Raw genomic sequence first — 23,613 nt, forward strand, 5'->3', positions numbered from 1 at the left:
ATCAGCGGTTGACCATCTTAGCGGGCGTCAGCCACACCAGCAGCGCGCCCACCACCAGGATGCCGGACAGCACATACATCGGCAGCTGCGTGCTGTGGGTCAGATCCTTCAGCGTGCCCACCATGTACGGCGAGACAAAGCCGGCGAGGTTGCCCACCGAGTTGACCACGGCGATGCCCGATGCGGCGGCGATGCCCGACAGGAACGCCGTCGGCAGCGACCAGAACAGCGGTGCGCAGGTCAACACCCCGGCGGCCGCCAGGGACAGCGCGGCGATGGCTACCACGGTATTGTCGGTGAACGAGGCCGCGATGGCAAAGCCCACGGCACCCATCAGGGCCGGCACGATCAGGTGCCAGCGGCGTTCGCGACGGGCGTCGGCGCTGTGGCCGAGGATGTTCATGACGACGATGGCGCAGACGAACGGAATCGCCGAGAGCAGGCCGATCTTCAGGTTGCCGCTTACGCCGCTGGCCTTGACCAGGGTCGGCATCCAGAACGTCAGCGCGTACTGGCCGGTCACGAAGCAGAAGTAGATCAGGCACATCCACCACACGCGGCGGTCGCTGAACACGGCGCCCAGCGAATGCACGCCGCGCTGGCCGTTGGCCGTGGCGGCGGCGCTGGCGTTGCGCTCGTCTTCCTCGATATTGCGCTTGAGCACGCGCTTTTCATCGGCGTCGAGCCACGGGGCCTTGTCGATGCCGTCGCGCAGCACGAAGACCGTGACGACACCGATCAGGAATGCCGGCAGGGCCTCGATGAAGAACATCCACTGCCAGCCGGCCCAGCCGTGCGTGTCGTGGAAGGCGTCCATGATCCAGCCCGAGAGCGGGTTGCCGAACATGCCGGCCACCGGAATGCCCGACATGAACAGCGCGATCATCTTGGCGCGGCGGTCGGCCGGGAACCAGTAGGTGAGGTACAGGATCACGCCGGGATAGAAGCCCGCTTCAGCCAAACCGAGCAGGAAGCGCATGATGTAGAACGTGGTCGGCGTCTTCACGAACACGAAGAGCGCCGAGATGATGCCCCACGTGATCATGATCCGCGCGATCCAGATGCGCGCGCCGATGCGGTGCATCAGCAGGTTGCTGGGCACCTCGAACAGGAAGTAGCCGATGAAGAACAGCCCGGCGCCGAGGCCGAACACGGTTTCGGAGAATTGCAGGTCCTGGGCCATCTGCAGCTTGGCGAAGCCCACGTTCACGCGATCGAGGTAGGCGATCACGTAGCAGAGCATCAGGAACGGCATGATGCGCCAGAACACCTTCTTGTAGGCGCGTTTCTCGATGACGGCGTCGGCGTCGAGCCGGCCGCTGGCGGGAATGGCAGCCGCGCCGGCCGCCGTGTGGGAAGTATTCACGTTTGAGGTCTCCAATTTCATGGCCGTCGGATGACGGCCGGCAATCGTTGGCGCGCACGCATCCCGCGCGGGGCCGGGGGCACCACGCAGCTCGCGTCGCGAAAATCGTCGCGTTTTGTCCTAGGGGGGCGTTCTACTGATCGACGTCGGGCCTGCCCGGGCTACCAGCGCGCCTTGAAGGCGTCGCGCAGTTCGGTCAACGCAGCCTCATCGAGGCTGGCGCGGTCGGCAAAGCCGGCCTGGTCCTTGAGCATCATCCATAACTTGGCGGTCTCCTCCAGTTCTTCCAGCGCGTACGCCGCGCGCGAGACACTGTCTTCCCACACCACCGGCCCGAGGCGCGCCAGCAGCACGCCGCGCACGTCGTTGGCCAGCGTGGCCACGCGCGCGGCCACGGCTGGGTCGCCGGGACGGTGGTAGGGAATCAGCGGTATATGACCCACCTTCATCACGTGGTACGGCGTGAGAGGGGGCAGGACATCGTCGGGCTGCCAGACGCCAGCCAGCGTCAGCGCCACCAGGTGCGTGGAGTGGGTATGGACCACGCCATGCACGTTCGGATTGTTGTCGTAGACGGCGCGGTGCAGCGTCAGCGTCTTGGACGGCTTGTCGCCGGACACCCAACTGCCGTCCAGGCCGACCTTGGCCACGGCGGCCGGGTCGAGCGTGCCGAGGCAGGCGTCGGTCGGCGTGATCAGCCAGCCGTCATCGAGCCGGGCGCTGATATTGCCCGCCGTGCCGACCGTGTAGCCGCGCTGGTAGAGGCTGGCGCCGACGCGGCAGATCTCCTCGCGCAGCGCGGATTCCGTCTTGCTCATTGCGCCGCTCCCAGCGCGCGCAGCGCCTCGTCGAAGAAATTCTCGCCGCCGAAGTTGCCCGATTTCAGGGCCAGCGCGAGTGGCGTGACGTCCAGCGTGACCGTGGCGGGCACGCCCGGCGCGATCTGCGTGCCGATACGCAGCGCCTGCACGGCGAGCGACTGGACCACGGCGCCGGAGGTCTCGCCGCCGGCCACCACGAAGCGGCGCGTGCCCGAGGCCTTGAGCGCGGCGGCGATGCCAGCCAGCGCGGCCTCCACCAGATGGCCGGCGCGCTCCACGCCCAGTTCGGCCTGCACGGCCTTGACCTGATCCGGGGTGGCGGTGGCGTAGATCAGCACGGGTTCAGCGCGATCGGCGGCAAAGGCCAGCGCCTCGTCCACCACCGGCTCGCCACGGGCCAGCCGGAGGGGGTCGATGCGCAGGGCGGGGCGCTTCTGGGCGATCCAGTGCGCTACCTGCCCATTGGTGGCGCGCGACGCGCTGCCAGCCAGCACCACACCGTGGCCATCGACGGACGGCACCTCGGCGGCATCCACGCGTTGCGGCAGCAGGCCGGCACGGCGGAAGTTCTCGGGCAAGCCCAGGGCGATACCGGAGCCGCCGGTGATCAGCGGCAGGTCGGCGCAGGCCTGGCCGAGCGTGAACAGGTCGGCGTCGGAGATCGCATCGGCAATCGCCAGCCGCGCGCCTTCGGCACGCAGGGCGCCGATGCGCGTGCGGGTCTCGTCGGCACCGCGCGCCACGCTGTCGTAGCGCAGCAGGCCGACCTTGCTCTGGCTCTGGCGTTGCAGCACGCGCACCAGGTTGGCGTCGGTCATCGGCGTGAGCGGATGGTGTTCCATGCCGGACTCGCTCAGCAGCGTATCGGCCACGAACAGGTGACCGCGGAAGATGGTGCGGCCGTTCTCGGGGAAGGCCGGGCAGGCGATGGTGAAGTCGCTGCCCAGCGCCTCGAGCAGCGCCTCGGCCACGGGGCCGATGTTGCCGGCGTCCGTCGAATCGAAGGTTGAGCAGTACTTGAACACGAACTGGCGGCAGCCCTGGGCGCGCAGCCAGGCCAGCGCGGCCAGCGATTGCGCGACGGCGTCGGCGGCCGGGATGGTGCGGGACTTCAGCGCCACGACGATGGCGTCCGCCTGCACGGCGTCATTGGCCGTACCGGCTGCTGGCACGCCAATCGTCTGCACGGTGCGCATGCCATTGCGAACCAGCGTGTTGGCGAGGTCGGTGGCGCCGGTGAAGTCGTCAGCAATGCAGCCGAGCAGGGGCGTGTGGGTCGATGGGGTCGATGCAGTCATCATCGCGCCCCCTTACTTGGCCTTGGCCGCCGGCAGTTCGATGCCGGGGAAGATCTTGATCACGGCCGAGTCGTCCTCGCCGCCGTGGCCGGCGGTGGAGGCCATCATGAACATCTGGTGTGCGGCGGCGGACAGCGGCAGCGGGAATTTGCTGGTGCGCGCGGTGTCGAGCACCATCCCCAGATCCTTGACGAAGATGTCAACGGCGGACAGCGGGGTGTAGTCGCCGGAGAGGATGTGCGGCACGCGGTTCTCGAACATCCACGAGTTGCCGGCGCTGTGCGTGATGACGTCGTAGAGCGCGTCCGGGTCCACGCCCTCGCGCAGGCCCAGCGCCATGGCCTCGGCGGCGGCAGCGATATGCACGCCGGCCAGCAGCTGGTTGATGATCTTGACCTTGGAGCCGGCACCGTGCGCGTCGCCCAGGCGGTAGACCTTGCCCGCCATCGCGGCCAGCACGTCCTCGGCCAGCGCGTAGGCCTCGGCGGGGCCGGAGGTCATCATGGTCATTTCGCCGCTGGCGGCGCGGGCTGCGCCACCGGAGACCGGTGCGTCCAGCAGCAGCAGGCCGCGCTCGGCCAGCCGCTTGCCCAGCGTCTCGGCGAAGACGGGCGGCACGGTGGCGCTGGCGATGACCAGCTTGCCGGCGGACATGGCCGGCACGGCCCCGTTGTCACCGAACAGCACCGCTTCCGTTTGCGCGGCGTTCACCACCAGCGTGATGACCACGTCGCAACGTTCGCCGAGTTCGGCCGGATTGGCGCACGGCACACCGCCGGCATCGGCAAAGCGTTGCAGCACCTCGGGGCGCAGGTCGCAGGCGTGGACCTTGAAACCGGCACGCAGCAGCGACTGCGCGACACCATTGCCCATTGCGCCCAAACCGATGACGCCGACATTGCGGGACATATTGAATCTCCTACGGAAGTGTTTCAGTGCGAGCGGAGGCCGTCGCGTTCGGCCGGCGTGTCCTCGCCCAGTTGGGCGAGGCGGCGCGCGGCGTTGTACATGTGGGTCTGCGCGGCGTTGCGCGCGGCATCGGCATCGCCGGCGCGGATGGCCGCGACGATGGTCTGGTGTTCCTCGCGCACCTGGCGCGAGAAGTCCTCGCGGCGGGCTTCGTTGGTGCGGGTCACCCGCGTGGCGGTTTCGAGGTACTGGCTCAGGAAGGCCAGCGTCTTGAGGAAATAGGGGTTGCCGGTGGCTTCGGCAATGGCACGGTGGAAGGCCACGTCCGCCTGCACGCCATCGCCGCCTTCGGCCACGGTGGCATCGAGGTGCGCCAGCGCGGCGTCGATATTGGTCATGGCCGTATCGGTGCGGCGGCGCGCGGCCTGCGCGGCTACCTCGGCTTCGATCGAACGGCGCAGTTCCACGATCTGGAGCACCGATTCGAGCGTGCCGGTATCGGTGTAGTCGATGCGCAGCGGCCGGATGCCCGCCTGATCGGTGACGAATACGCCGCTTCCCTGGCGCGATTCCACCAGCCCCTCGTACTTCAGCCGGGCAATCGCCTCGCGGACCACGGTGCGGCTGACGCCGAATTCCTCGGACAGCACGGCCTCTGTCGGCAACTTGGCGCCGCGCGGGAAGGCGCCACCCTCGATCTTCTCGAGCAGTTGTTCGGCAACGCTGTCGGTCAGGGCGCGGGCGGGAATTTTCTGGAAGACGGGCACGGCGAGGGAGGGCAGTGATCAGGTAGTCAGGTCATCATACAAATTTTCAGCGCGCCTGCCGACCGGGGAAACCCTAGGACGATTGGTGCATTGCGTTACGATTTGGCCGTTGCGCAGCGTATCATTGCGCCTTTCTACAGACTTCCAAGCTGGATCGAATCATGTCCGAGACCGTCATCGTTTGCGCCTGGGCCGAAGCCCTCGAGCGCGCCCGCGCCATCCGCTACAGCGTTTTTGTCGAGGAGCAGGGTGTGCCGGTGGAACTGGAATGGGACGACATGGACGAGCCGAGCTGGCACGCGCTGGCATTCGCCGCCGATGGCACGCCCGTGGCCACGGGCCGGCTGCTGCCGGACGGCCACATCGGCCGCATGGCCGTGCTGAAGGTGGCGCGCGGCACCGGCATGGGTGCGAAGGTGCTGGACGCGCTGATGGCCAAGGCCGCTGAACTCGGTTATCCCGAACTGATCCTCAACGCGCAGACCCACGCGGCGCCGTTCTACGCGCGCGTGGGGTTCGAGCAGGTGGGTGAGGAATTCGAGGAAGCCGGCATCCCGCACGTGGAGATGCGGAAACGGATTTAACAGTGATTACCGGGGCGCCGGCACGGTGCCCGGGTCGCGCGCCACGTTGAGCCGGCCGCGATACATCACCTCGCCGGTCGGACCATTCGCATCGAAGCTGCGCTCGCTGAAGTCGAAACGGCCATCGTGCCGCACGCGGAGCAGCGTGCTGGCGCGCGTGCCGTAGCTCGGCGAGCGGATGAACGACGACGACAGCAGCTTTTCCCATTCCGGCGCCACGCCCGTGCGCGGCAATTCCCAGTCGGGCGCCTGACGGTCGTCAGCCAGCAGTTGCAGGTACGGTTCCGCGCTGGCGGTAGGCTGGCCGCTATCCGCTGCCAACACTTCGCACATCGCGCCCACGCGGCTGCGCACCTTGGGCCACGGCGTATCGAGCAGCGCGTTGGACAAGCCGTAGAGCCCCGGCTTGAGCCGTTGCGGCTGGCGCGACGGCGAACGGTTGCTGTACCACCAGAGGTCGTGCAGATCGCTCGCGAGCAGGTTGAAGCCGTTGTAGGCGCCGTGGTCGCCGGCCAGCGCATGCAGGTATTCGTCGGCGCTCTGGTTGCCGCGCAAAAACTGCGACACCAGTTCGCCGCGCGAGCGCGCATCGGTGCGCTTCTCGGACGGCGCGCGGTAATTGGTCAGCGCGGCAAAGCGCGCGCCCGGGTGGGCGTGGCCGGCATGCTGGGCGTCAGCGCCCGCAATGCCCATCCACGTACCGGGTTCGCCAATCACTTCCGCGAGGTCGCGACCGCCCAGCACGTGGGGGGCATCCTGCCACCAGTGCGCGGCCGCCGCCGGGCGGGCATAGAACTCGTCGCGGTTGCCGGCAACCACCAGGGCATAGTCCGGGTGCGATTGCCAGGCCACCAGAATCAGGCACATAGCACTTCCTTTACAACTTGATCAGTCGATGTCTTCATGCAGCACACTGCAAGACAACTACAAGACATCGAGATCCACGAACCGTTCCGCCATCCGCTCGCCGCTGACCCATTGCGACAACCCGCTCTGGTGCCACAGGCCCGTGAGCGTGGCGTCGAAGGCGGGCGGCACATCGGCATAGCATTCCATCCAGGTTTGCAGGCCGGCGCGGGTCTCGGGCCTGCGCATGAGCGTACCACCAATCCCGGTGGCTTCGGCCACCGTTTCCATCCAGCGGTGCCAGTGGGGCAGGGCCTCGACGGCCCGCTCGTCCGGTACATTGAAATAGACGTACAGATGATCGCTCATGTCGGCGCTCCGGGGAGATTCAGCCGGCCGCTTCGGCCGCATTCGGCAGCGGCACTTCGTACGGCAGCGCACGCGTGGCCACGGCCGGGCCGTCAGCAGCGCCGAGCCGCAGCGCGCCCGTGGCCGCCTCGATCTTCAGTTCCGCCAGCGCATCCCAGCCGCCCTCAGGCGACGGCGCCGCGTTGACGATCATCCCGCACGGCTGTTCCGGGTCTTCCGGGCGGAAGATCTCGGCGGCAGCGGCCGGTACCTCGCCATCGCCATGCAGGCGCCACATGCGCCGCTTGAGCGTGCCGCGATACTGGCTGCGCGCCACGACTTCCTGGCCCGGATAGCAGCCCTTGCGGAAGTTCACGCCGCCAATCAGCTCGAAATTGATCATCTGCGGCACGAACTGCTCCTGCGTCGGCGTGCTGATGCGCGGCACGCCGGAGAGCACGTCGAGCCAGTCCCAGAAGGCCGGCGCGGCGGCGTCGAGGTTGCCGGACAGCGTCTGCTGCAGGGCGGCGATGCGCTCCGCCGGGGCCACGATCTGCCAGCGCGGGGCGCCATCGGCATCAGCCAGACGAATCACGGTGACGCCTTCGGCACTCGCTGCCTGGAGCGGACCCTGCGGCGCGGGCAGGCCCGCCACGGCGAGCGCGCCGGCGGCAGCCGGGCCGGCCACGCCGAGCACGCCATGCGTGGCGGAAAGATCGGACAGCTTGGCCTTGGCACGCAGCACGAACATGCTCAGGCGCTTCTGGATGGCCGGCTGGATGTCGGCCGAGATCTGCAGGACGATGCCGTCGGCATCGCGCCACATGAGGAAGCTGGCTTGCAGGCGACCCTTGGGCGAGCAGTAGCCGGCCAGCCGCGCCGTGTCCGGGGACAAATCCTCGACGGCGTTGGTCAGTTGGGTGTGCAGGAACGCGGCGGCATCGTCGCCGGCCACGCGGATCAGCCCGACGCCAGCAGGCGTGGCGATTACGCCGGTGCGGCGCAGCGATTCAAGGCTCGAAGCCAGGGTGGGAGTTGCGTTGGACATGCAATCAGGCCGGTTGGCGAACAGGTGACGGGAGGCGGCGGCACGCCGAATGGGGTGCCGCCGCCTCCTCTATATAGGGACGCTTGCCGCCAGGGCAAATCGGCAACGTGACGATGCGGGCTCGTGGCGGCGCGGGGCTCCCGGTATTATATGGGGCTGTCGCCATTCCGGCCCGCCGCCCTGCCGATCCCGACCCGCCGTTGGGGGCATGGCGTTGGCATCACCCTGGCGTCGCCAAAATTCACCAATCCTCCATGAAACGTATTGTTCTGCGTCTGATCGGGGTCCTGCTGGTCTTTGCCCTGGCAGCCGCCGGCGGCTTCGCCTGGTGGGCGCACCAGCCGGTCGGCCTGTCCGCCTCGCCCGTCGAGGTCATCATCAAGCCCAGTTCGGGCGTTGCCAGCGTCGGCCGCCAGATCCAGCGCGGCGGCGTGTCGATGGACCCGCGCCTGTTCCAGTTGCTGGCCCGCATCACCGGCCACGGCGCCGACCTCAAGGCCGGCGGCTACCAGTTCGAGACCGGTATCACGCCGCTCGACATCATCGAGAAGATGGTGAAGGGCGAGGTCACGCACTATGTAGTTACCGTGATCGAAGGCTGGGAATTTCGCAAGATGCGGGCGGCGGTCGATGCCAACCCGGCACTCAAGCACGACACGGCGGGCATGTCCGATGCAGACCTGATGAAGGCCATCGGTGCGACGGAACCGTCACCCGAGGGGCTGTTTTTCCCCGATACCTACCTGTTCGCGCGCGGCAGCAGCGATGTCGAGCTGTATCGCCACGCTTACCGCGCCATGCAGAAGCGCCTGAACGAAGCCTGGAACGCCCGCGCGCCGGACCTCCCGTACAAGACGCCGTACGAGGCGCTAGTCATGGCCTCCATCGTGGAGAAGGAGACCGGGCAGGCCGTGGAGCGGCCGATGATTGCCGCCGTGTTCATCAACCGGCTGCGGAAGAACATGATGCTGCAGACCGATCCGACCGTGATCTATGGCGTGGGCGAGTCGTTCGACGGCAACCTGCGCAAGAAGGACCTGCAGACGGACACCCCGTACAATACGTACACCCGCACCGGCCTGCCGCCCACGCCGATCGCGCTGCCGGGCATCGCCTCGCTGGCCGCGGCCACGACGCCGGCGCCGTCCGATGCGCTGTACTTCGTGGCGCGCGGCGACGGCAGCAGCCATTTCTCCAATTCGCTTCCCGAACACAATCGCGCGGTAGATAAATACCAGCGCGGCAAATAAGCCTTTCATGCGCGGAAAATTCATTACCTTCGAAGGCATCGACGGCGCCGGCAAGAGCACCCATATCGACTGGGTGGCCGAACGCCTGCGCGCACGTGCCGATACGGGCAGCGTGGTGACCACGCGCGAGCCGGGCGGCACGCCGCTGGGCGAGGACCTGCGCCAGCTGCTGCTGCACCGGCCGATGCACCTGGAAACCGAGGCGCTGCTGATGTTCGCGGCGCGCCGCGAGCACATCGCCGAAGTCATCGAGCCAGCCCTGTCTCGAGGCGACTGGGTGATCTCGGACCGATTCACCGACGCCACGTTCGCCTATCAGGGCGGCGGGCGGGGCCTGCCCACCGGGCGGCTGGAAGTGCTCGAAACCTGGGTGCAGGGCGGCCTGCAACCCGACCTGACCCTGTTGTTCGACGTCCCGCTGGAGACCGCCAGTGCGCGGCTGGCCGGCGCGCGTTCCCCGGACAAGTTCGAGGCCGAATCGCGCGCCTTCTTCCAGCGCACGCGTGACGAGTACCTGCGCCGTGCGGCGGCAGCCCCGGCGCGCTTCCGGGTCATTGACGCCACGCGCTCGATCGACGAGATTCGCGTAACGCTCGAGGAAATCATCGCAAGCCTTTGATCTGGATGGCCTATATGGCGGCGATGATGTCCGCTGGCCACCCTCCGACAATACATGAGCGATCCCTGCTAACTGACTGAATCGGCATGCTTTATCCCTGGCAACGAGAAGACTGGCAACGACTGGCTGCGCTGCGCCCCCGGCTGCCGCACGCGATGCTGCTGCATGGCCAGCAAGGCATTGGCAAGCGGGACCTGGCGCTGCATTTCGCCCAGGGCCTGCTGTGCGAGTCGGCTCTTGCCGATGGCCAGCCGTGCAATACCTGCGGGGCCTGCCACTGGTTCAGCCAGGGCAACCATCCCGATTTCACGGTGGTCCGCCCCGAGGCGCTCGATGCGAGCGGCGAGGCGGATGGCGAGGCCGAGGGCGGCGCCAAGAAGAAGGCGCCAAGCAAGATCATCCGCATGGAGCAGGTGCGCGCGCTGATCGAGGCCGTGGGCGTGGGCACGCACCGCGCCGGGCTGCGCGTGGTGGTGGTCTATCCGCTCGATGCCCTGCAGACCGAAGGCGCGAACGCGCTGCTGAAGACGCTTGAAGAGCCGCCGCCGTCCACGGTTTTCCTGCTGGTGACCGACCGGCTGGACCGCGTGCTGCCGACCATCCTGTCCCGCTGCCGCCAGTTTTCCGTGGAGCGCCCCACGGCCGCCGCTGCGCTGGACTGGCTGCGCAGCCAGGGCGTGGCCGATGCCGAGGCGCAACTGGCGCTGGCTGGCGGATCGCCGCTGACGGCGCTCCATGCCGCCGAAGCCGAGGAGCAGCCGATGCAGCGCTGGCTGGTCTCGCAACTGGGCGCGGGCGCCGCGTTCGACGCGCTGGCCGCCGCCGAGCAGCTTCAGAAGCTGCCGGTGCCGGCCGTGCTCGGCACGCTCCAGCGCTGGACCTATGACCTGCTGGCGCTCTGCGTCGGCACCGGCGCGGTCCGCTATTTCCCGAAGGAGCAGGCGGCGCTGGCGCGTTGTGCCGGCGCCACCGATGCCCACCGCCTCCAGGCGTTCAGCGCCCGGCTGGTCGGCCATCGGCGCAACGAGAACCATCCGTTGGCGGCGCGCCTCGTCATGGAGTCCGTTTTCCTCGATTACCGGCATTTGTTCCAGGGAAGTGCCGCCGGGCGATAGGAATCGGGCGCCGCCCGTGGTAAAAGCTAACGCAGTCAAGCTGTCGATTTGTCAAACGCGCCAAATAGCGCCGCACCAAGCGGACAGGGCGCAACGCCAAACAGGGGTCAAACAATGAATGCACCAGTCACCGGCGCGCCCGTGCGTCCGGCCGCACCCGCAGCACCCGGAGCACCCGCCACCGTGCCGGGCCAACCTGCCACGGCAGGCGCCGCGCAGCGGCCGAACGTGCTGTCGCTGTCGATCAAGGACCAGGCGGGGCTGTACGCGGCCTACATGCCGTTCCTGACGCGCGGCGGTATCTTCGTGCCGTCCAACCGGCCGTTCCGGATTGGCGAACAGGTGTTCCTGGTGCTGTCCCTGCTGGACCGCCCGCAGAAATACCAGGTGCAGGGCACGGTGGCGTGGATCACGCCGGCCGGTACGCCGATGAAGACCCCCGGCGTGGGCGTGCATCTGCCCGAGGACGACAATGGCCGCAACCTGCGCCGTGCCGTCGAGGAAATCCTGGGCAAGGCCATCGATTCCGGACGGCCGACCCAGACCTTGTAGCAATCTGATCATCCACGCGAAGTTAGCTTCGCAAGTATTTGTTATTCATGCGTATTTCCGATTTCACCCTGCGCCTGGCCATGCCGGCCGACCTGCCCGGCATCGTCGAGATCTATAACAGTACGGTGCCATCGCGCATGGTCACGGCGGATACGGAGCCGGTGAGCGTGGCGTCCCGCCAGGCGTGGTTCGACGCCCATCAGCCGGAGCGCCGCCCGCTGTGGGTGTGCGAGGATGCCGAGGGCCGTATGGCCGGCTGGCTCAGCTACTCGGATTTCTATGGCCGTCCGGCCTATGGCGCGACCGCCGAGCTGTCGATCTACCTACACGCGGACCGCCGTGGGCAAGGGCTGGGGCGCTACCTGCTCGAGCAGGCCATCGCCCATGCCCCGCAGGTGGGCGTGACCACGCTGCTCGGTTTCATCTTCGGCCACAACACGCCGAGCCTGGCCCTGTTCGAGCGGCACGGTTTCGCCCGCTGGGGCGACCTGCCGCGCGTGGCGGTGCTCGATGGCATCGAGCGCGATCTCGTGATCGTCGGCCGCCGGCTCGACTGACCCGCATCCAGAGACTGACGATGTTCGTTGATTCCCACTGCCATATCGATTTCCCGGAACTGTCCGAGCGGCTGCCGCAGCTGCTCGAGAACATGAAGGCCAATCAGGTCACCCACGCGCTGTGCATCTCGGTGACGCTGGAGGACTTCCCGCGCGTGCTGGCGCTGGCCGAGCAGCATCCGCACCTGTATGCGTCGGTGGGTGTGCACCCGGACTACGAGGAGGGCGAGGACCCGACGCTCGAACGCCTGCTGGCGCTGTCCGCTCACCCGCGCGTGGTGGGCACCGGCGAGACCGGGCTCGATTACTACCGGCTCAATGGCCGCAGCGTCGACGACATGGAATGGCAGCGCGAGCGCTTCCGCACCCATATCCGCGCCGCCAAACAGACCGGCAAGCCGCTGATCATCCATACCCGGTCGTCGGCGGACGACACGCTGCGCGTGATGCGCGAGGAAAATGCGCGCGAGGCCGGCGGCGTGATGCACTGCTTTACCGAAACCTGGGATGTGGCGAAACAGGCGCTCGACGAGGGCTTCCATATCTCGTTCTCGGGCATCGTCACCTTCAAGAGCGCGGCGGACCTCCAGGAAACCGCCAAGAAGGTGCCGCTGGACCGCATGCTGATCGAGACCGATTCGCCCTATCTGGCGCCGGTGCCGTATCGCGGCAAGACCAATGAGCCGGCCTGGGTGCGCCATGTGGGCGAGTTCATTGCCCAGCTGCGCGGGGTGCCGGTGGAAACCATCGCCGAACAGACGACGGATAATTTCTTCCGTCTCTTCAAGCACATAGACAGGAATGCTCATGTTTGACATGAAGACGATGCGTGGCGCGGCGGCCGCCCTGATGCTGGGCGCCGCCACGGCAGGCTGGGCCGCGCCGGCGGACGACATGCGCAAGGCCGTGGAATTCGACGATGCCAACACGGTGCAGAAACTGCTGGCGCGCGGCGTGGACCCGAACCTGACCGACGCCCGGGGCAACCCGATGCTGGTGTTGGCGCTGCGCGAGAAATCGATCAAGGCCGCCACGGTGCTGATCAAGGCGAAGAACATCGACTTCGACAAGACCAACCCGGCCGGCGAGAACGCGCTGATGATGGCCAGCCTGCAGGGCGAGCTGGACATGGTGAAGCTGATGGTCGACGGCGAAGAGGCCGAGATCAACAAGAAGGGCTGGGCGCCGCTGCACTACGCGGCCTCCAACGGCCACAACGAGGTGGTGAAGTACCTCGTCGATCACGCCGCCTATATCGATGCGGAAAGCCCCAACGGCACCACGCCGCTGATGATGGCCGCGCGCGGCGGGCATATCGACACCGTGAAGGTGCTGCTGGACGAGGGCGCGGACCTGCGCCTGAAGAACCAGCAGCGCATGACCGCGATCGACTTTGCCGAGCAGTACAACCAGAAGGAGATTGCCGACGGGCTGAAGTCCCGCTGGCAGAAACTCTATGGCGCGGTACCGGCCCCCGCGCCGAAGCCGGTGCCCTATAACCCCTCGGGCACCCAGGGCGCGCCGAACAAGCAGCCGCAGCCCAAGCCGTACTGAACGGCGACTGAGCTGTTACTGGGCCGGCGCCAGCCGGTTCAGGGAAATTCCGATTCCGTGATGGTCACGCTCTTCGACTTGCCCATCACGCTGTAGAGCGTGAGCGTGTTGTTGGCGAAGCTCGTGCCGTTGGCCTCCTGGATCTCCTTGAGGTCGAAGCGCTCGGAACGGAAGATCTCCCCGGAGTCGAGGCTCCGGTAGCGCACGTCGTAACGGCCGGGCGCAATATTCTCCATCGTGAACATCGACCCGCTGCGTACGAAGCTTGTGCGCACCGGAATCGCCGCGTCACCCTCGATCGATACCAGTTTCAGGAACACATCGGACACATTGCGGGTGTTGTCCACGGTCACCGTGGACAACCCGTTGCTGTTCAGCACCGGATAGCCGGTCAGGTAGCCCGAGCGGCTCGGCCACGGCATGCCGCGCGGCGTGTTGGCCGGCCGGCTGTAGCGGAGCGGTTGCGGCGGGAAGGCTTCCTCGGCCCGGGCCGGCTTGACCAGCGCGACCGGGGTGTCGGCGGCCGAACTGGCGCTGGGCGTCCAGTCGCCAAGCAGGACCACGATGCTGGCCCCCACCGCGATATAGAGCAGGAAGGCCAGATGGGCCGGCAGCGGCTGGCCGCGCGGCGGCGGGCCATCGGGCCGGGGTTCGGGTTTGGGGCGGAAACGGGTCTTCTCGCCGCGCGAGGGGCGGGCTTCTTCGGCTTTCTGCGAGGACTTGTTGTTGGCGCCGCGCGCGGAGGCACCCTGGGCGGACGCACCGCCGGCCTTGGCCCCTCCCGCCGCCCCGGCAGCGCCGCTGGCAGCGCGTGGCTGCCGGGGCTGGGCCTGCGGACGCGCCGTCTGGGGCCGCGCCGTGCCCGGTGCAGGGCGCGGCGGCACCTCGCGGCGGCGGGCGCGGATCGCCTCCATCCGCTCCTGCTCCACGATCCACTGGTCATGCTCCGCGCGCCGCCCGGGGTCGCTCAGGACGTCATAGGCCACGTTCAGCAGCCGCATGATGCGATTGGATTCCTCGCCGTCCGCATGGCGATCGGGATGATATTTCTGGCTAAGCGACTTGTACGCGGCCCGGATTACTTCCTGGGGCGCGTCGCGGGATACCTTGAGGTTGTCGTAATGGGTATGCATCAAGCAGGAAAGACGCAATAGCGGAGGCCGACAACAATTAACGGCAGATTGCCGAATTTTTCAAGGTATAGCGGCCCGGCCCGGCCGCGTATGCTGGCTGGGCAACAGATGCACAGCCCCCGGCAACACCGCCCGGCCGTGGAGTGTGTCCAGCAGCCGCTGCATGGCCGCGTCGATCTCCTCGATGCTGAGGCCGCCGTAGCCCATCAGCACGCCGGGGCGCGGTGGCCGCCCCGCGAACATGCCGCTGACGCCGTAGAGCCCGATCGACGCCGCCCCGGCCCGGGCGATAAAGGCGGCTTCGTCAGCCTGTTTCAGGCCGACCGGACGGATTTCGGCCACGAGGTGGATGCCGGCCGACGCCGGCAGCGGGGCCAGCCAGGGCGACAGGTCGAGATCGAGCCAGCGCAGCAGCGCCGCGCGCCGCGCCGCGTACTCCTTGTGCATGCGCCGCAGGTGCTTGGCGAAATAGCCGTCGAGCATGAACTTGGCCAGCGCGGTCTGGGTGAGGGTGCAGCTATGCCAGTCGCTGGTCTGCTTGGCCCGGCACAGCGCCTGCGCCAGCGGGGCGGGCGGAATCACGTAGCCGATGCGCAGTTCCGGAAAAATAGTCTTCGAGAATGTGCCGACATAGGCGACCACGTCGTCATGGTCGAGGCTCTTGAGCGAGTCCATCGGCCGGCCCTCGAAGCGGAATTCCCCGTCGTAGTCGTCCTCCACCACCAGCGCGCCGCGCCGCTGCGCCCAGTCGAGCAGCGCCAGCCGGCGCTCCAGGCTCATCGGCATGCCGAGCGGGAACTGGTGCGAGGGGGTGACATAGATGATGCGGGCGTCCGCGGGCAGGGCGCTGACCACGATGCCATCTGCATCCACCGGTACCGGCACCACCCGGGCGCCCGCCGCCGTAAAGCTCATGCGGGCGGGCGGATAGCCGGGGTCTTCCATGGCCACCACGTCGCCGGGCCGCAGCACCACCCGCGCCAGCAGGGTCAGCGCCTGCTGGGCGCCCTGGGTCATGATCACGTCGTGCCAGTTGCTGACCACGGCGCGGCTGAAGGCCAGGTAGCGCGACACCGCCAGCCGCAGCTCCGGCTCGCCGGCCGGATCCCGGTAGCCTGCCGGCACGCGCGCCTGCACGCGTATCGCATGGCTCACGCAGCGGCGCCACTGGTCGAACGGAAACAGCCGCTTTTCGGTCACGCCGCCCATGAAGTCGTACTGCGGGGAGACGCCCTCCTGGCGGATCGGCAGCGCGTCCGGCATCGATTCCCAGAGCGCGTCGGCCGGCTGCAAGGCCGTGGCGTGCGTGGGCAGGTTGCCGCGCCGCGTCATGGCCGCCGCCACGAAGGTGCCCTCGCCGGTGCGCGAGCGCAGATAGCCCTCGGCGGTGAGCCGTTCGAAGACATCGAGTGTTGTCTTTCGGGAAACACCGAGTTGCGTGGCAAGTTCGCGCGTCGACGGGAGCCGCTCTCCAGCGGCCAGCCGGCCGTCGAGAATACCGGCGCGCAACTGGCGATAAATCTGACTGGCCAGGCCGTGGCGGCCTTCAATGCTCAAGTGGACGTTCATGATGGGGGCGGGGGCGAGTCATCGGTCGGAAAACCGCGCGCAGGCAGGCGCTGCCGCCATTCTAGTTAAGTTGCATCCTTGATGCAATTTAAGGTAATTCGACAAAAAACCACGCTGCGGGGGCGGGGTCCGGCGCGGCGCTCTCCAGGGGGCGGGCTCCCATCGGTGCCTCGATTCAGTACCCGCTGCGCGCCCCCTGCGCGTATCGCGCCTGCAACCTGAGGCGGCGGTGGTCACCCAAAAAACGCAGGAAGTGGCTATGGGCGCCTATCCGCCCCGTGCGTAATCTGCGCAGGACTCATCTCATGCCTGCCGGCAATGCCATGAATACCATCGCCATTCTGCTCTCCGCGTTCCTGCTTTCCGTGATCGCGCTGGCGGCCTTTATCTGGAGCATGCAGAAGGGCCTGTTCGATACTTCGCCAGCCGCCGCGCGGGTGATCTTTGCCGACGGCGAGACCGGGCACCCCGAGGATCCTGCCTCGGCGCACCTGACGCCCGGGCTGGACGATCCCTCCCGCGATGCCGCCGATGCATCTTCCGCGCCAGTCGTGTTCCTGTTCATCTGCTGCGCCATGGTGTGGCTGGTGGTGGCGTCGATGGCCGGGCTCACCGCCTCGATCAAGCTGCACGAACCGGACCTGCTCGCCAGCGTGCCCTGGCTGTCCTTCGGCCGCATCCGCACCATCCACCTGAACGCCGTGGCCTACGGCTGGGCGCCGATGGCCGGGCTGGCCATCGCCCTGTTCCTGCTGCCCCGGCTGCTCAAGACGGCGCTGGTCGGCGCCCGTTGGGCGGTGCTGGGGGCGGCGGTGTGGAATGCCGGGCTGATTGCCGGCATCGGCAGCATCGGCGCGGGGATTTCCGATGGGCTGGAGTGGCTCGAGATTCCCTGGCAGGTGGACATCCTGTTCGTGATCGGCGGCGCCTTCGTGGGGTTGCCGCTGGTGCTGACGCTGGTCAACCGGAAGGTGGATCACCTCTACGTGTCGGTCTGGTACATGGGCTGCGCGCTGTTCTGGTTCCCGGTGCTGTTCCTGGTGGCGAACGTGCCGGGCGTGCACTTCGGCGTAGAGCAGGCCACCATGAACTGGTGGTTCGGCCACAACGTGCTGGGGCTGTTCTACACGCCGCTGGCGCTGGCTTCCATCTACTATTTCCTGCCCAAGATCATCGGCCAGCCGGTCCGGTCGTACGGGCTCTCGCTGCTGGGTTTCTGGGCGCTGGCGTTCTTCTACGGGCAGGTGGGCGGCCACCACCTCGTGGGCGGGCCGGTGCCGGGGTGGCTGATTACGCTGTCCATCGTGCAGAGCATGATGATGCTGATTCCGGTGGTCGCGTTCTCCATCAACCAGCACCAGACGCTGCGCGGCAACTTCCGCCGGCTGATCGACTCGCCGACGCTGCGTTTCATCACCTTCGGCGGGATGATGTACACGCTGAGTTCCATCCAGGGCTCGTTCGAGGCGCTGCGCACGGTGAGCCGCGTGGCCCACTTCACGCACTACACCGTGGCCCACGCCCACCTGGGGCTGTACGCGTTCGTCAGCTTCGCCTTCTTCGGCGCGCTGTACTTCATCGTGCCGCGCGTGACCGGCCGCGAATGGCCGTACCGCTGGATGATCTACATGCACTTCTGGCTCGCGGCGGGCGGCATCGGCATCTATTTCGTCTTCCTGAGCATTGGCGGCTGGCTGCAGGGGCTGGCCATGCTGGACGCGGCGCGCCCGTTCATGGACTCGGTCGCCGTGACCCTGCCGTACCTGCGCGCCCGCTCGCTGGGCGGGGCAATGATGCTGACGGGCCACCTGTTCTTCGTGACGAACTTCGTCTGCGCGGTCTTTGGCTTCGGGCCGAATCGTGACCGCCCGGCGCTGTTCCACCAGGGCCGCCTGCGCAAAACGGGCCAGTCGGGCCAAAAACCTGCCGAGGGAGTCTGAACCGTGAACAATGAAAGCGCCCTGCTGGCGGGGGGCATGACCATGCTGGCGCTGGCCACCAGCGCGCTGGTCGTCCTGCCGTATCTGCAACTCCAGGACGTCAAGCCCACCGAAGGCACCAAGCCCTATACCGCCGCGCAGCTGCGTGGGCGGGAGGTCTATATCGCCAACGGCTGCATCTACTGCCATTCCCAGCAGCCGCGCGACAGTTCCTACGCGCCGGACGCCAAGCGCGGCTGGGGTCGCGTGGCCGTGGCCGGCGACTACTACTACGACAAGCCGCACCTGCTGGGCACCATGCGCACCGGGCCGGACCTGATGAACATTGGCGTGCGCCAGCCCGGCGCCGACTGGCACCTCGGGCACCTGTACCAGCCGCGCGCCTACGTGAGCGGCAGCATCATGCCCAGCTACCCGTACTTGTTCGATGTGAAGGACGCGCCGGAGCCGGGCGACAAGCCGGTGACGCTGCCCCCGGGCTACGCACCGCCGGGCAAGGTGGTGGTGCCGACCGCCGCCGCGTCTGACCTGGTGGCCTATCTCCAGTCGCTGAACCGCACCGGGGCGGTGTTGCCGCCCGAAGGTAGCGAGTCGAACCCGCGATAAGCACCCGCGATAAGCACCCGCGATAAGCACCCGCGATAAGCACCCGATAAGCGCATCCGCAGAGGAAACAGATGGCAGATCCATCGGAAGAACGTCAGGCCGCCGCGGCGCGTGCCCGCGAGAATGCCGATCCGCACGAGAACCGCGCGCCGATTCCCCGCTACGTGCTGGCCATGGTGGCCGCGCTGGTGGCGTGGGGGGCATTCTATATCGTGACGTCCGAAAGCGACCAGCCCTCGTCGCTGGGCGACAGCCGCACCCTGGCGGACCTGAAAGGCAAGCCGAAGGGCGCCGGCGGCGGCGCCGTGGATGGCGCGGCGGTGTTCCAGGCCCGTTGCGTGGCCTGCCATCAGGCCACCGGGCAGGGTTTGCCGGGCGTGTTCCCGCCGCTGGCGGGCTCGGAGTGGGTGGTGGGGCAGGAGGCGCGGCTGGCGTCTATCGTGCTGCGCGGCGTGACCGGCAAGCTGACCGTCAAGGGCACGGCCTACAACGGGGCGATGCCGGCCTTCGCGGACCAGTTGTCCGATGCCGAAATTGCCGCCGTGCTGACCCATGTGCGCAGCCAGTGGGGCAATACCGCTGGCCCGGTAACGGCGGAAGCCGTCGCCGCCGCACGCACCCAGACGGCCGCCATGGCGGCGCCGTTCGATGGTGACGCGGCGCTCGGCAGCCCGGGTGGCTAGCCTCGCACACGGTGTTCGGCCCGCGCGCCCGCGCGGGTCTCTGGCTGTGCGCGCGGTTTTCGGTCTGGTGCTGGTACTGGGCGGCATCGCTCTCTGGGCCATCACGCATGGCCTGACCGCCTGGACGCTCGACCAGCGCCGCGAGGCGCGCATCGCCGCGCACGAGATGCGCCTGCCGCCCATCGCGGTGCATGACCAGCTTGGCCAGCCGCAGAGGTTTTTCGGCGAACTACCAGCCGCAGGACCAGCCGCAGGCGCCCCCGCCGTCTATCTCGTCGATGTCATCTACACCCGCTGCCAGACCGTGTGCCGCGCGCTCGGGGCCGCCTTCGCCCAGCTATCGCGCCAGGTGGAGGCGGACGGCATGGCGGGCCGGATCGGCCTGATCTCGCTGTCTTTCGACCCGCGCGATACCGGCGCCGACCTCGCCAGCTACGCCCGCGAGCATGGTGCACGGCCGCCGCAATGGCGGGTGGCTGCGCCGGACGCGCCCGTCGCCATGCAAGCGCTGCTGCGCGAGGCCGACATCATCGCCATTCCGGACGGCTTCGGTGGCTTCGTCCACAACGGCGGCCTGCAGGTGGTGGATGCGCTCGGGGTGGTGCTGGGCAGTTTCGAGTTGGAAGACTTCCAGGCGGCCTATGCGCTGGCCCTGCGCCATGCGGCGGCGGGCGGAGTGGGGCGATGAGAGTCGTCCGATTCCTGGCGTTGATCGCCGTCCTGATCGTCCTGGCCGTCCCGCCGCTGCGGGAGCCCCTGGAAGCCTCGATGGCCCTGCAGATGCTGGGCCTGCTGCCGGCCGTGTTCGCCGCTGGCTGGCTGTCCGCGCGGGTGGCCCCGGTGCGCTGGCAGGCCCGGACGATGGCGGCGCTGCGGTCGCACGCCCTGAGTCTGCTGGTGGTGGCGGCGCTCGGCTACGGGCTGTGGATGCTGCCGATTGCACTGGACCTCGCGCGCCTGTCGCCGATGGTCAATGCCGCCAAATTCGCTACGGTGTTCGTGGCCGGCTTGTCAACCGGCATCGCGCTCCGCGTGGCGGCGTGGCCGCTGGTGTTGTTCTTCGGCGGCAACATGGTCTGGATGGGCCTGACCTTCGGTATGCTCTTCGTCGACGCACCCGCGCGCCTGTGCGCGAGCTATCTGATCGACGACCAGCGCATGGCCGGCGTCGGGCTGGTGGCGGGGTCGGCCGGGGTTGGGGTCTGGCTGCTGGCCTGGGTGGTGCGTCGCGCGGGATGGTCGAATTCGGAAGAATCCGAAGAAACCACTAAAGATCGGCCGGCGTTTGCCGTTAACGCGGGCCAAAAGGGTCTTACACAACTGGGTCGCAAACAACAACTGCGTGCCGCGGCAACGACCGCGACACCGGACAAGGGGCCTGACAGAGCCCCGGATTGACGGGTTCGCGGAGACATCCGCACCCATTTCAAGGGGCAAGTGCATGCTGAGAAGAATTCGCGCGGAACAGCTCCAGGTGGGCATGTTCGTGGCCAGGCTGGGCGGACCCTGGATCAACCACCCGTTCTGGCGCTCGCGTTTCCTCGTCACCAGCGACGACCAGGTCACGCAGATCCAGTCGGCCAACGTGCAGGATGTGTGGATCGACATCCTCAAGGGCCGCAACCTCCCCACGCCGGCCGCGCCGGAGATGATGGAGGCCGATCTCGCCGACGACGAGCCCGAGGCCAGTTTCGAGGAAGAACTGGAACGCGCGCGCGAGCTGATCAAGAGTGGTCGCTCTCTGGTCGGCAACATGTTCAGCGATGTGCGCATGGGCCGCGCGCTGGAGACCGCCGGGGCACTGCTGCTGGTGGATTCGGCGTCGCTGTCGCTGTCGCGCCATTCGCAGGCGCTGCTGGCCATGGCGCGGCTCAAGGCCAAGGACGACTACACCTACCTGCACTCGTTCTCCGTGTGTGCGCTGATGATTGCCGTGGGCCGCACGCTCAAGCTGCCCGATGGCGAGGTGCGCGAACTCGGGCTGGCCGGGCTGGTGCACGACATCGGCAAGCTGACGCTGCCCGATTCGCTGCTGCACAAGGCCACCGACCTGACGCCGGCCGAGGAAGAGCAGATGCGCCGCCATCCGTCGGCGGGCTACCGCATCCTCAACGAGGCGCGCCTGTATACCAATATCCCGCTCGACGTCTGCGTGCACCACCACGAGCGCGTGGACGGGCGCGGCTACCCGTTCGGGCTGGTCGAGCACGAGATCAGCGTGCACGCCAAGATCGCGGCGATCTGCGATACCTATGACTCGCTGACCTCGCCCCGGCCCAATCACCAGGCCTGGGCGCCGGCGCGCGCGGTGGAGTACATCGCCGTGCGCGTGGACACGCTGTTCGACCGCCGGGTCTTCAAGGCGTTTACGCGGACGGTGGGCATCTACCCGCTCGGCACGGTGTTGCGGCTGCGCTCCAGCCGGCTGGGCGTGGTGTGCGGCCAGAACGAGGACGAGCCGCTGCGGCCCCGCGTGATGACGTTCTACAACGTGGCGGCGTCCCAGGCGGTGCCGCCGCAGGTCATCGACCTGTCCCAGAGCGAGGACACCGTGGTGGCGTTCGAGGACGCGCGCCAGTGGGGCTACACCGACGAGCAGCTGATGGCGATGTACGCGCCGCACGGGTGAGCAGGTTTTCCCCTCTCCCGCAAGCGGGAGAGGGGAGACACACGCGGGGCTAGTACACTTGGCGCTTGTTTGATGACCGACCTGCCTGCCGCATGAATTTCGATGCCCTGCTGGACCTGTTCCAGCAACGCCTTCCCGCCCATCCCTCGGCCCAGATCGCGCTCTATGTGCTGGCGCTCGGCGTGATCGCCGCGCTGGCCCAGTGGCTGATCGCGCGCGTGGCGGGCCGCCTGGTCTACCGCGTGCTCAGCCTGTCCGGCCACCGCAACTGGGCCGCGGCGCTGCTGCGCCACCGCATCTACCGCCGGCTCGGCTACGCCATCTTCCTGGCGGTGATCGCGCTTGGCATCGGCGAGGTGCCCAACCTCGGCCGTTTCTCGCGACTGATCGAGCGGCTGGCCCATGCCGGCACGTGGGTCAGCGTGTTCCTGATGCTGTCCGGGGTGTTCTCGGCCTGGCAGACCGTGTTCGCGGGCAGCCAGCGCGCGCAGACGCGCTCGATCAAGGGCTATGTGCAGATCGCCCAGCTGGCGCTGTGGCTGATCTGCGGCGTGCTGGTGCTGTCGATCCTGATCGACCGCTCGCCGCTCTGGATGCTCTCCGGCCTGGGCGCGCTCTCGGCGGTGCTGCTGCTGGTCTTCAAGGACACGCTGCTGTCGCTGGTGGCCAGCACGCAGCTGACCACCAACGACATGCTGCGCATCGGCGACTGGATCGAGATGCCACAGTCCAATGCCGACGGCTTCGTCATGGACATCGCGCTGCACACGGTCAAGGTCAAGAACTGGGACAACACCGTGACCACGGTGCCCACCTACAAGCTGTTCTCGGAGAGCTACCGCAACTACCGGCACATGTTCGAGTCCGGCGCGCGGCGGATCAAGCGGACGCTGCGCATCGACGCCACCAGCGTGCGCTTTCTGGAGGACGAGGAACTGCACGCGCTGATGCGCTTCCGGCTGCTGCACGACTACCTGGAGATCAAGCAGGCGCAGGTGGCGCAGACCAACCTCACCCTGAGCGGCCCGGACGACGACCCGGTGAACCGGCGCCGCCTGACCAACGTGGGCACATTCCGCGCCTACGGCATGGCCTACCTGCGTGCCCATCCCGAAATCCACCACGACCTGCTGCTGAACCTGCGCATGATGGAGCCCGATTCGCAGGGCATTCCCATCGAGGTCTACTGCTTCACCACGCTGACCGGCTGGACGGACTACGAGCGCATTCAGGGCGATATCTTTGACCACCTGCTGGCGATCCTGCCGGAACTGGGGCTGCGGCTGTACCAGGCGCCGTCCGGTGCGGACCTGAGCGGGCTGCGGGCCAATCCGGTGCTCGGCGCGCAGCATGCGGCACTTGCCGTGGCGGCGGCGGACGCGCGGGCGTAACGGCGTTTCCTTGATCTGAAGCTTCAGA

At 67.8% G+C, this 23,613-nt stretch carries 25 protein-coding genes; 15 read left to right on the top strand and 10 right to left on the bottom strand.

Annotation, left to right across the window (positions count from 1 at the left end):
* Window position 1: 1 nt before the first annotated feature.
* The 5 genes from BM115_RS10075 to BM115_RS10095 form a co-directional block, all read right to left on the bottom strand.
* Window positions 2-1,366 carry an MFS transporter gene (locus BM115_RS10075; protein WP_092293187.1) on the bottom strand — a complete coding sequence of 455 codons (1,365 nt, stop codon included), beginning with the start codon at window positions 1,364-1,366 and terminating at the stop codon, window positions 2-4.
* A 161-nt stretch (window positions 1,367-1,527) separates the two neighbouring features.
* Entirely contained in the window at window positions 1,528-2,184 is a 657-nt protein-coding gene (locus tag BM115_RS10080; RefSeq protein WP_092293189.1) for a 3-oxo-tetronate 4-phosphate decarboxylase, read from the bottom strand.
* Window positions 2,181-3,485: a 3-oxo-tetronate kinase gene (gene otnK / locus BM115_RS10085; RefSeq protein ID WP_092293343.1), complete on the bottom strand. Its 1,305-nt coding sequence runs from the start codon at window positions 3,483-3,485 to the stop codon at window positions 2,181-2,183. The genes BM115_RS10080 and otnK overlap by 4 nt, the downstream gene beginning before the upstream one ends.
* Window positions 3,486-3,497: 12 nt before the next feature.
* Window positions 3,498-4,394: an L-threonate dehydrogenase gene (gene ltnD, locus BM115_RS10090; RefSeq protein WP_092293190.1), complete on the bottom strand. Its 897-nt coding sequence runs from the start codon at window positions 4,392-4,394 to the stop codon at window positions 3,498-3,500.
* A 23-nt stretch (window positions 4,395-4,417) separates the two neighbouring features.
* On the bottom strand, window positions 4,418-5,161 hold the full coding sequence (locus BM115_RS10095; RefSeq protein ID WP_092293192.1) for a FadR/GntR family transcriptional regulator: 744 nt from the start codon (window positions 5,159-5,161) through the stop codon (window positions 4,418-4,420).
* Between the two features lie 161 nt (window positions 5,162-5,322).
* Between BM115_RS10095 and BM115_RS10100 the strand changes: the two genes are divergently transcribed.
* Complete coding sequence (locus BM115_RS10100; RefSeq protein WP_092293193.1) at window positions 5,323-5,745, top strand: GNAT family N-acetyltransferase; 423 nt, start codon at window positions 5,323-5,325, stop codon at window positions 5,743-5,745.
* A 6-nt stretch (window positions 5,746-5,751) separates the two neighbouring features.
* Here BM115_RS10100 and BM115_RS10105 read toward each other — a convergent pair whose 3' ends face one another.
* Genes BM115_RS10105 through BM115_RS10115 form a run of 3 tightly spaced genes read right to left on the bottom strand, consistent with a single transcriptional unit; the run spans window position 5,752 to window position 7,987 of the window.
* Window positions 5,752-6,612 carry an NRDE family protein gene (locus BM115_RS10105; RefSeq protein ID WP_092293195.1) on the bottom strand — a complete coding sequence of 287 codons (861 nt, stop codon included), beginning with the start codon at window positions 6,610-6,612 and terminating at the stop codon, window positions 5,752-5,754.
* Window positions 6,613-6,669: 57 nt separating this feature from the next.
* Window positions 6,670-6,960 (bottom strand): DUF4936 family protein, encoded by a 291-nt coding sequence (locus tag BM115_RS10110; RefSeq protein WP_092293197.1) that lies wholly within the window; start codon window positions 6,958-6,960, stop codon window positions 6,670-6,672.
* Between the two features lie 19 nt (window positions 6,961-6,979).
* Window positions 6,980-7,987: a CAF17-like 4Fe-4S cluster assembly/insertion protein YgfZ gene (locus tag BM115_RS10115; RefSeq protein ID WP_092293199.1), complete on the bottom strand. Its 1,008-nt coding sequence runs from the start codon at window positions 7,985-7,987 to the stop codon at window positions 6,980-6,982.
* A gap of 254 nt (window positions 7,988-8,241) precedes the next feature.
* On the opposite strand from BM115_RS10115, the gene mltG reads away from it, so the two are divergent.
* From mltG to BM115_RS10150, 7 genes are all read left to right on the top strand, one after another.
* Window positions 8,242-9,237 carry an endolytic transglycosylase MltG gene (gene mltG / locus BM115_RS10120; RefSeq protein ID WP_092293201.1) on the top strand — a complete coding sequence of 332 codons (996 nt, stop codon included), beginning with the start codon at window positions 8,242-8,244 and terminating at the stop codon, window positions 9,235-9,237.
* A gap of 7 nt (window positions 9,238-9,244) precedes the next feature.
* Window positions 9,245-9,856 carry a dTMP kinase gene (gene tmk, locus BM115_RS10125; RefSeq protein ID WP_092293203.1) on the top strand — a complete coding sequence of 204 codons (612 nt, stop codon included), beginning with the start codon at window positions 9,245-9,247 and terminating at the stop codon, window positions 9,854-9,856.
* An 86-nt stretch (window positions 9,857-9,942) separates the two neighbouring features.
* Window positions 9,943-10,971, top strand: a complete 1,029-nt coding sequence (locus BM115_RS10130) for a DNA polymerase III subunit delta' (RefSeq protein WP_092293205.1) — start codon at window positions 9,943-9,945, stop codon at window positions 10,969-10,971.
* A gap of 114 nt (window positions 10,972-11,085) precedes the next feature.
* Complete coding sequence (locus tag BM115_RS10135; protein ID WP_092293207.1) at window positions 11,086-11,523, top strand: PilZ domain-containing protein; 438 nt, start codon at window positions 11,086-11,088, stop codon at window positions 11,521-11,523.
* Window positions 11,524-11,570: 47 nt separating this feature from the next.
* Window positions 11,571-12,080 carry a GNAT family N-acetyltransferase gene (locus BM115_RS10140; RefSeq protein ID WP_092293209.1) on the top strand — a complete coding sequence of 170 codons (510 nt, stop codon included), beginning with the start codon at window positions 11,571-11,573 and terminating at the stop codon, window positions 12,078-12,080.
* 20 nt (window positions 12,081-12,100) lie between these two features.
* On the top strand, window positions 12,101-12,895 hold the full coding sequence (locus tag BM115_RS10145; RefSeq protein WP_092293211.1) for a TatD family hydrolase: 795 nt from the start codon (window positions 12,101-12,103) through the stop codon (window positions 12,893-12,895).
* Window positions 12,888-13,634, top strand: coding sequence for an ankyrin repeat domain-containing protein (locus BM115_RS10150; protein WP_092293213.1), 747 nt, complete (start codon window positions 12,888-12,890; stop codon window positions 13,632-13,634). Before BM115_RS10145 ends, BM115_RS10150 begins: the two co-directional genes overlap by 8 nt.
* A gap of 38 nt (window positions 13,635-13,672) precedes the next feature.
* On the opposite strand, the gene BM115_RS10155 is transcribed toward BM115_RS10150, so the two are convergent.
* On the bottom strand, window positions 13,673-14,767 hold the full coding sequence (locus tag BM115_RS10155; RefSeq protein ID WP_092293215.1) for a J domain-containing protein: 1,095 nt from the start codon (window positions 14,765-14,767) through the stop codon (window positions 13,673-13,675).
* Window positions 14,768-14,827: 60 nt separating this feature from the next.
* Entirely contained in the window at window positions 14,828-16,336 is a 1,509-nt protein-coding gene (locus BM115_RS10160; RefSeq protein ID WP_092293217.1) for a MocR-like pyridoxine biosynthesis transcription factor PdxR, read from the bottom strand.
* A gap of 323 nt (window positions 16,337-16,659) precedes the next feature.
* Here BM115_RS10160 and BM115_RS10165 point away from each other — a divergent pair, with 323 nt between their 5' ends.
* From BM115_RS10165 to BM115_RS10195, 7 genes are all read left to right on the top strand, one after another.
* The gene (locus tag BM115_RS10165) at window positions 16,660-18,276 is read left to right on the top strand and encodes a cbb3-type cytochrome c oxidase subunit I (protein ID WP_092293345.1); all 1,617 of its coding nucleotides are present in this window, start codon (window positions 16,660-16,662) and stop codon (window positions 18,274-18,276) included.
* A 3-nt stretch (window positions 18,277-18,279) separates the two neighbouring features.
* Entirely contained in the window at window positions 18,280-18,882 is a 603-nt protein-coding gene (locus BM115_RS10170) for a cbb3-type cytochrome c oxidase subunit II (RefSeq protein ID WP_092293219.1), read from the top strand.
* A gap of 71 nt (window positions 18,883-18,953) precedes the next feature.
* Window positions 18,954-19,565 carry a c-type cytochrome gene (locus BM115_RS10175; protein ID WP_092293221.1) on the top strand — a complete coding sequence of 204 codons (612 nt, stop codon included), beginning with the start codon at window positions 18,954-18,956 and terminating at the stop codon, window positions 19,563-19,565.
* A gap of 46 nt (window positions 19,566-19,611) precedes the next feature.
* Window positions 19,612-20,253 (top strand): SCO family protein, encoded by a 642-nt coding sequence (locus BM115_RS10180; RefSeq protein WP_255370756.1) that lies wholly within the window; start codon window positions 19,612-19,614, stop codon window positions 20,251-20,253.
* Complete coding sequence (locus BM115_RS10185) at window positions 20,250-20,963, top strand: hypothetical protein (RefSeq protein ID WP_143093870.1); 714 nt, start codon at window positions 20,250-20,252, stop codon at window positions 20,961-20,963. Before BM115_RS10180 ends, BM115_RS10185 begins: the two co-directional genes overlap by 4 nt.
* 43 nt (window positions 20,964-21,006) lie before the next feature.
* Window positions 21,007-22,194 (top strand): HD-GYP domain-containing protein, encoded by a 1,188-nt coding sequence (locus tag BM115_RS10190; protein ID WP_092293225.1) that lies wholly within the window; start codon window positions 21,007-21,009, stop codon window positions 22,192-22,194.
* Window positions 22,195-22,286: 92 nt separating this feature from the next.
* Entirely contained in the window at window positions 22,287-23,585 is a 1,299-nt protein-coding gene (locus BM115_RS10195; RefSeq protein ID WP_092293227.1) for a mechanosensitive ion channel family protein, read from the top strand.
* Window positions 23,586-23,613: the final 28 nt, after the last annotated feature.

Source organism: Cupriavidus sp. OV096, from assembly GCF_900115455.1.
Classification (GTDB): Bacteria; Pseudomonadota; Gammaproteobacteria; order Burkholderiales; family Burkholderiaceae; genus Cupriavidus.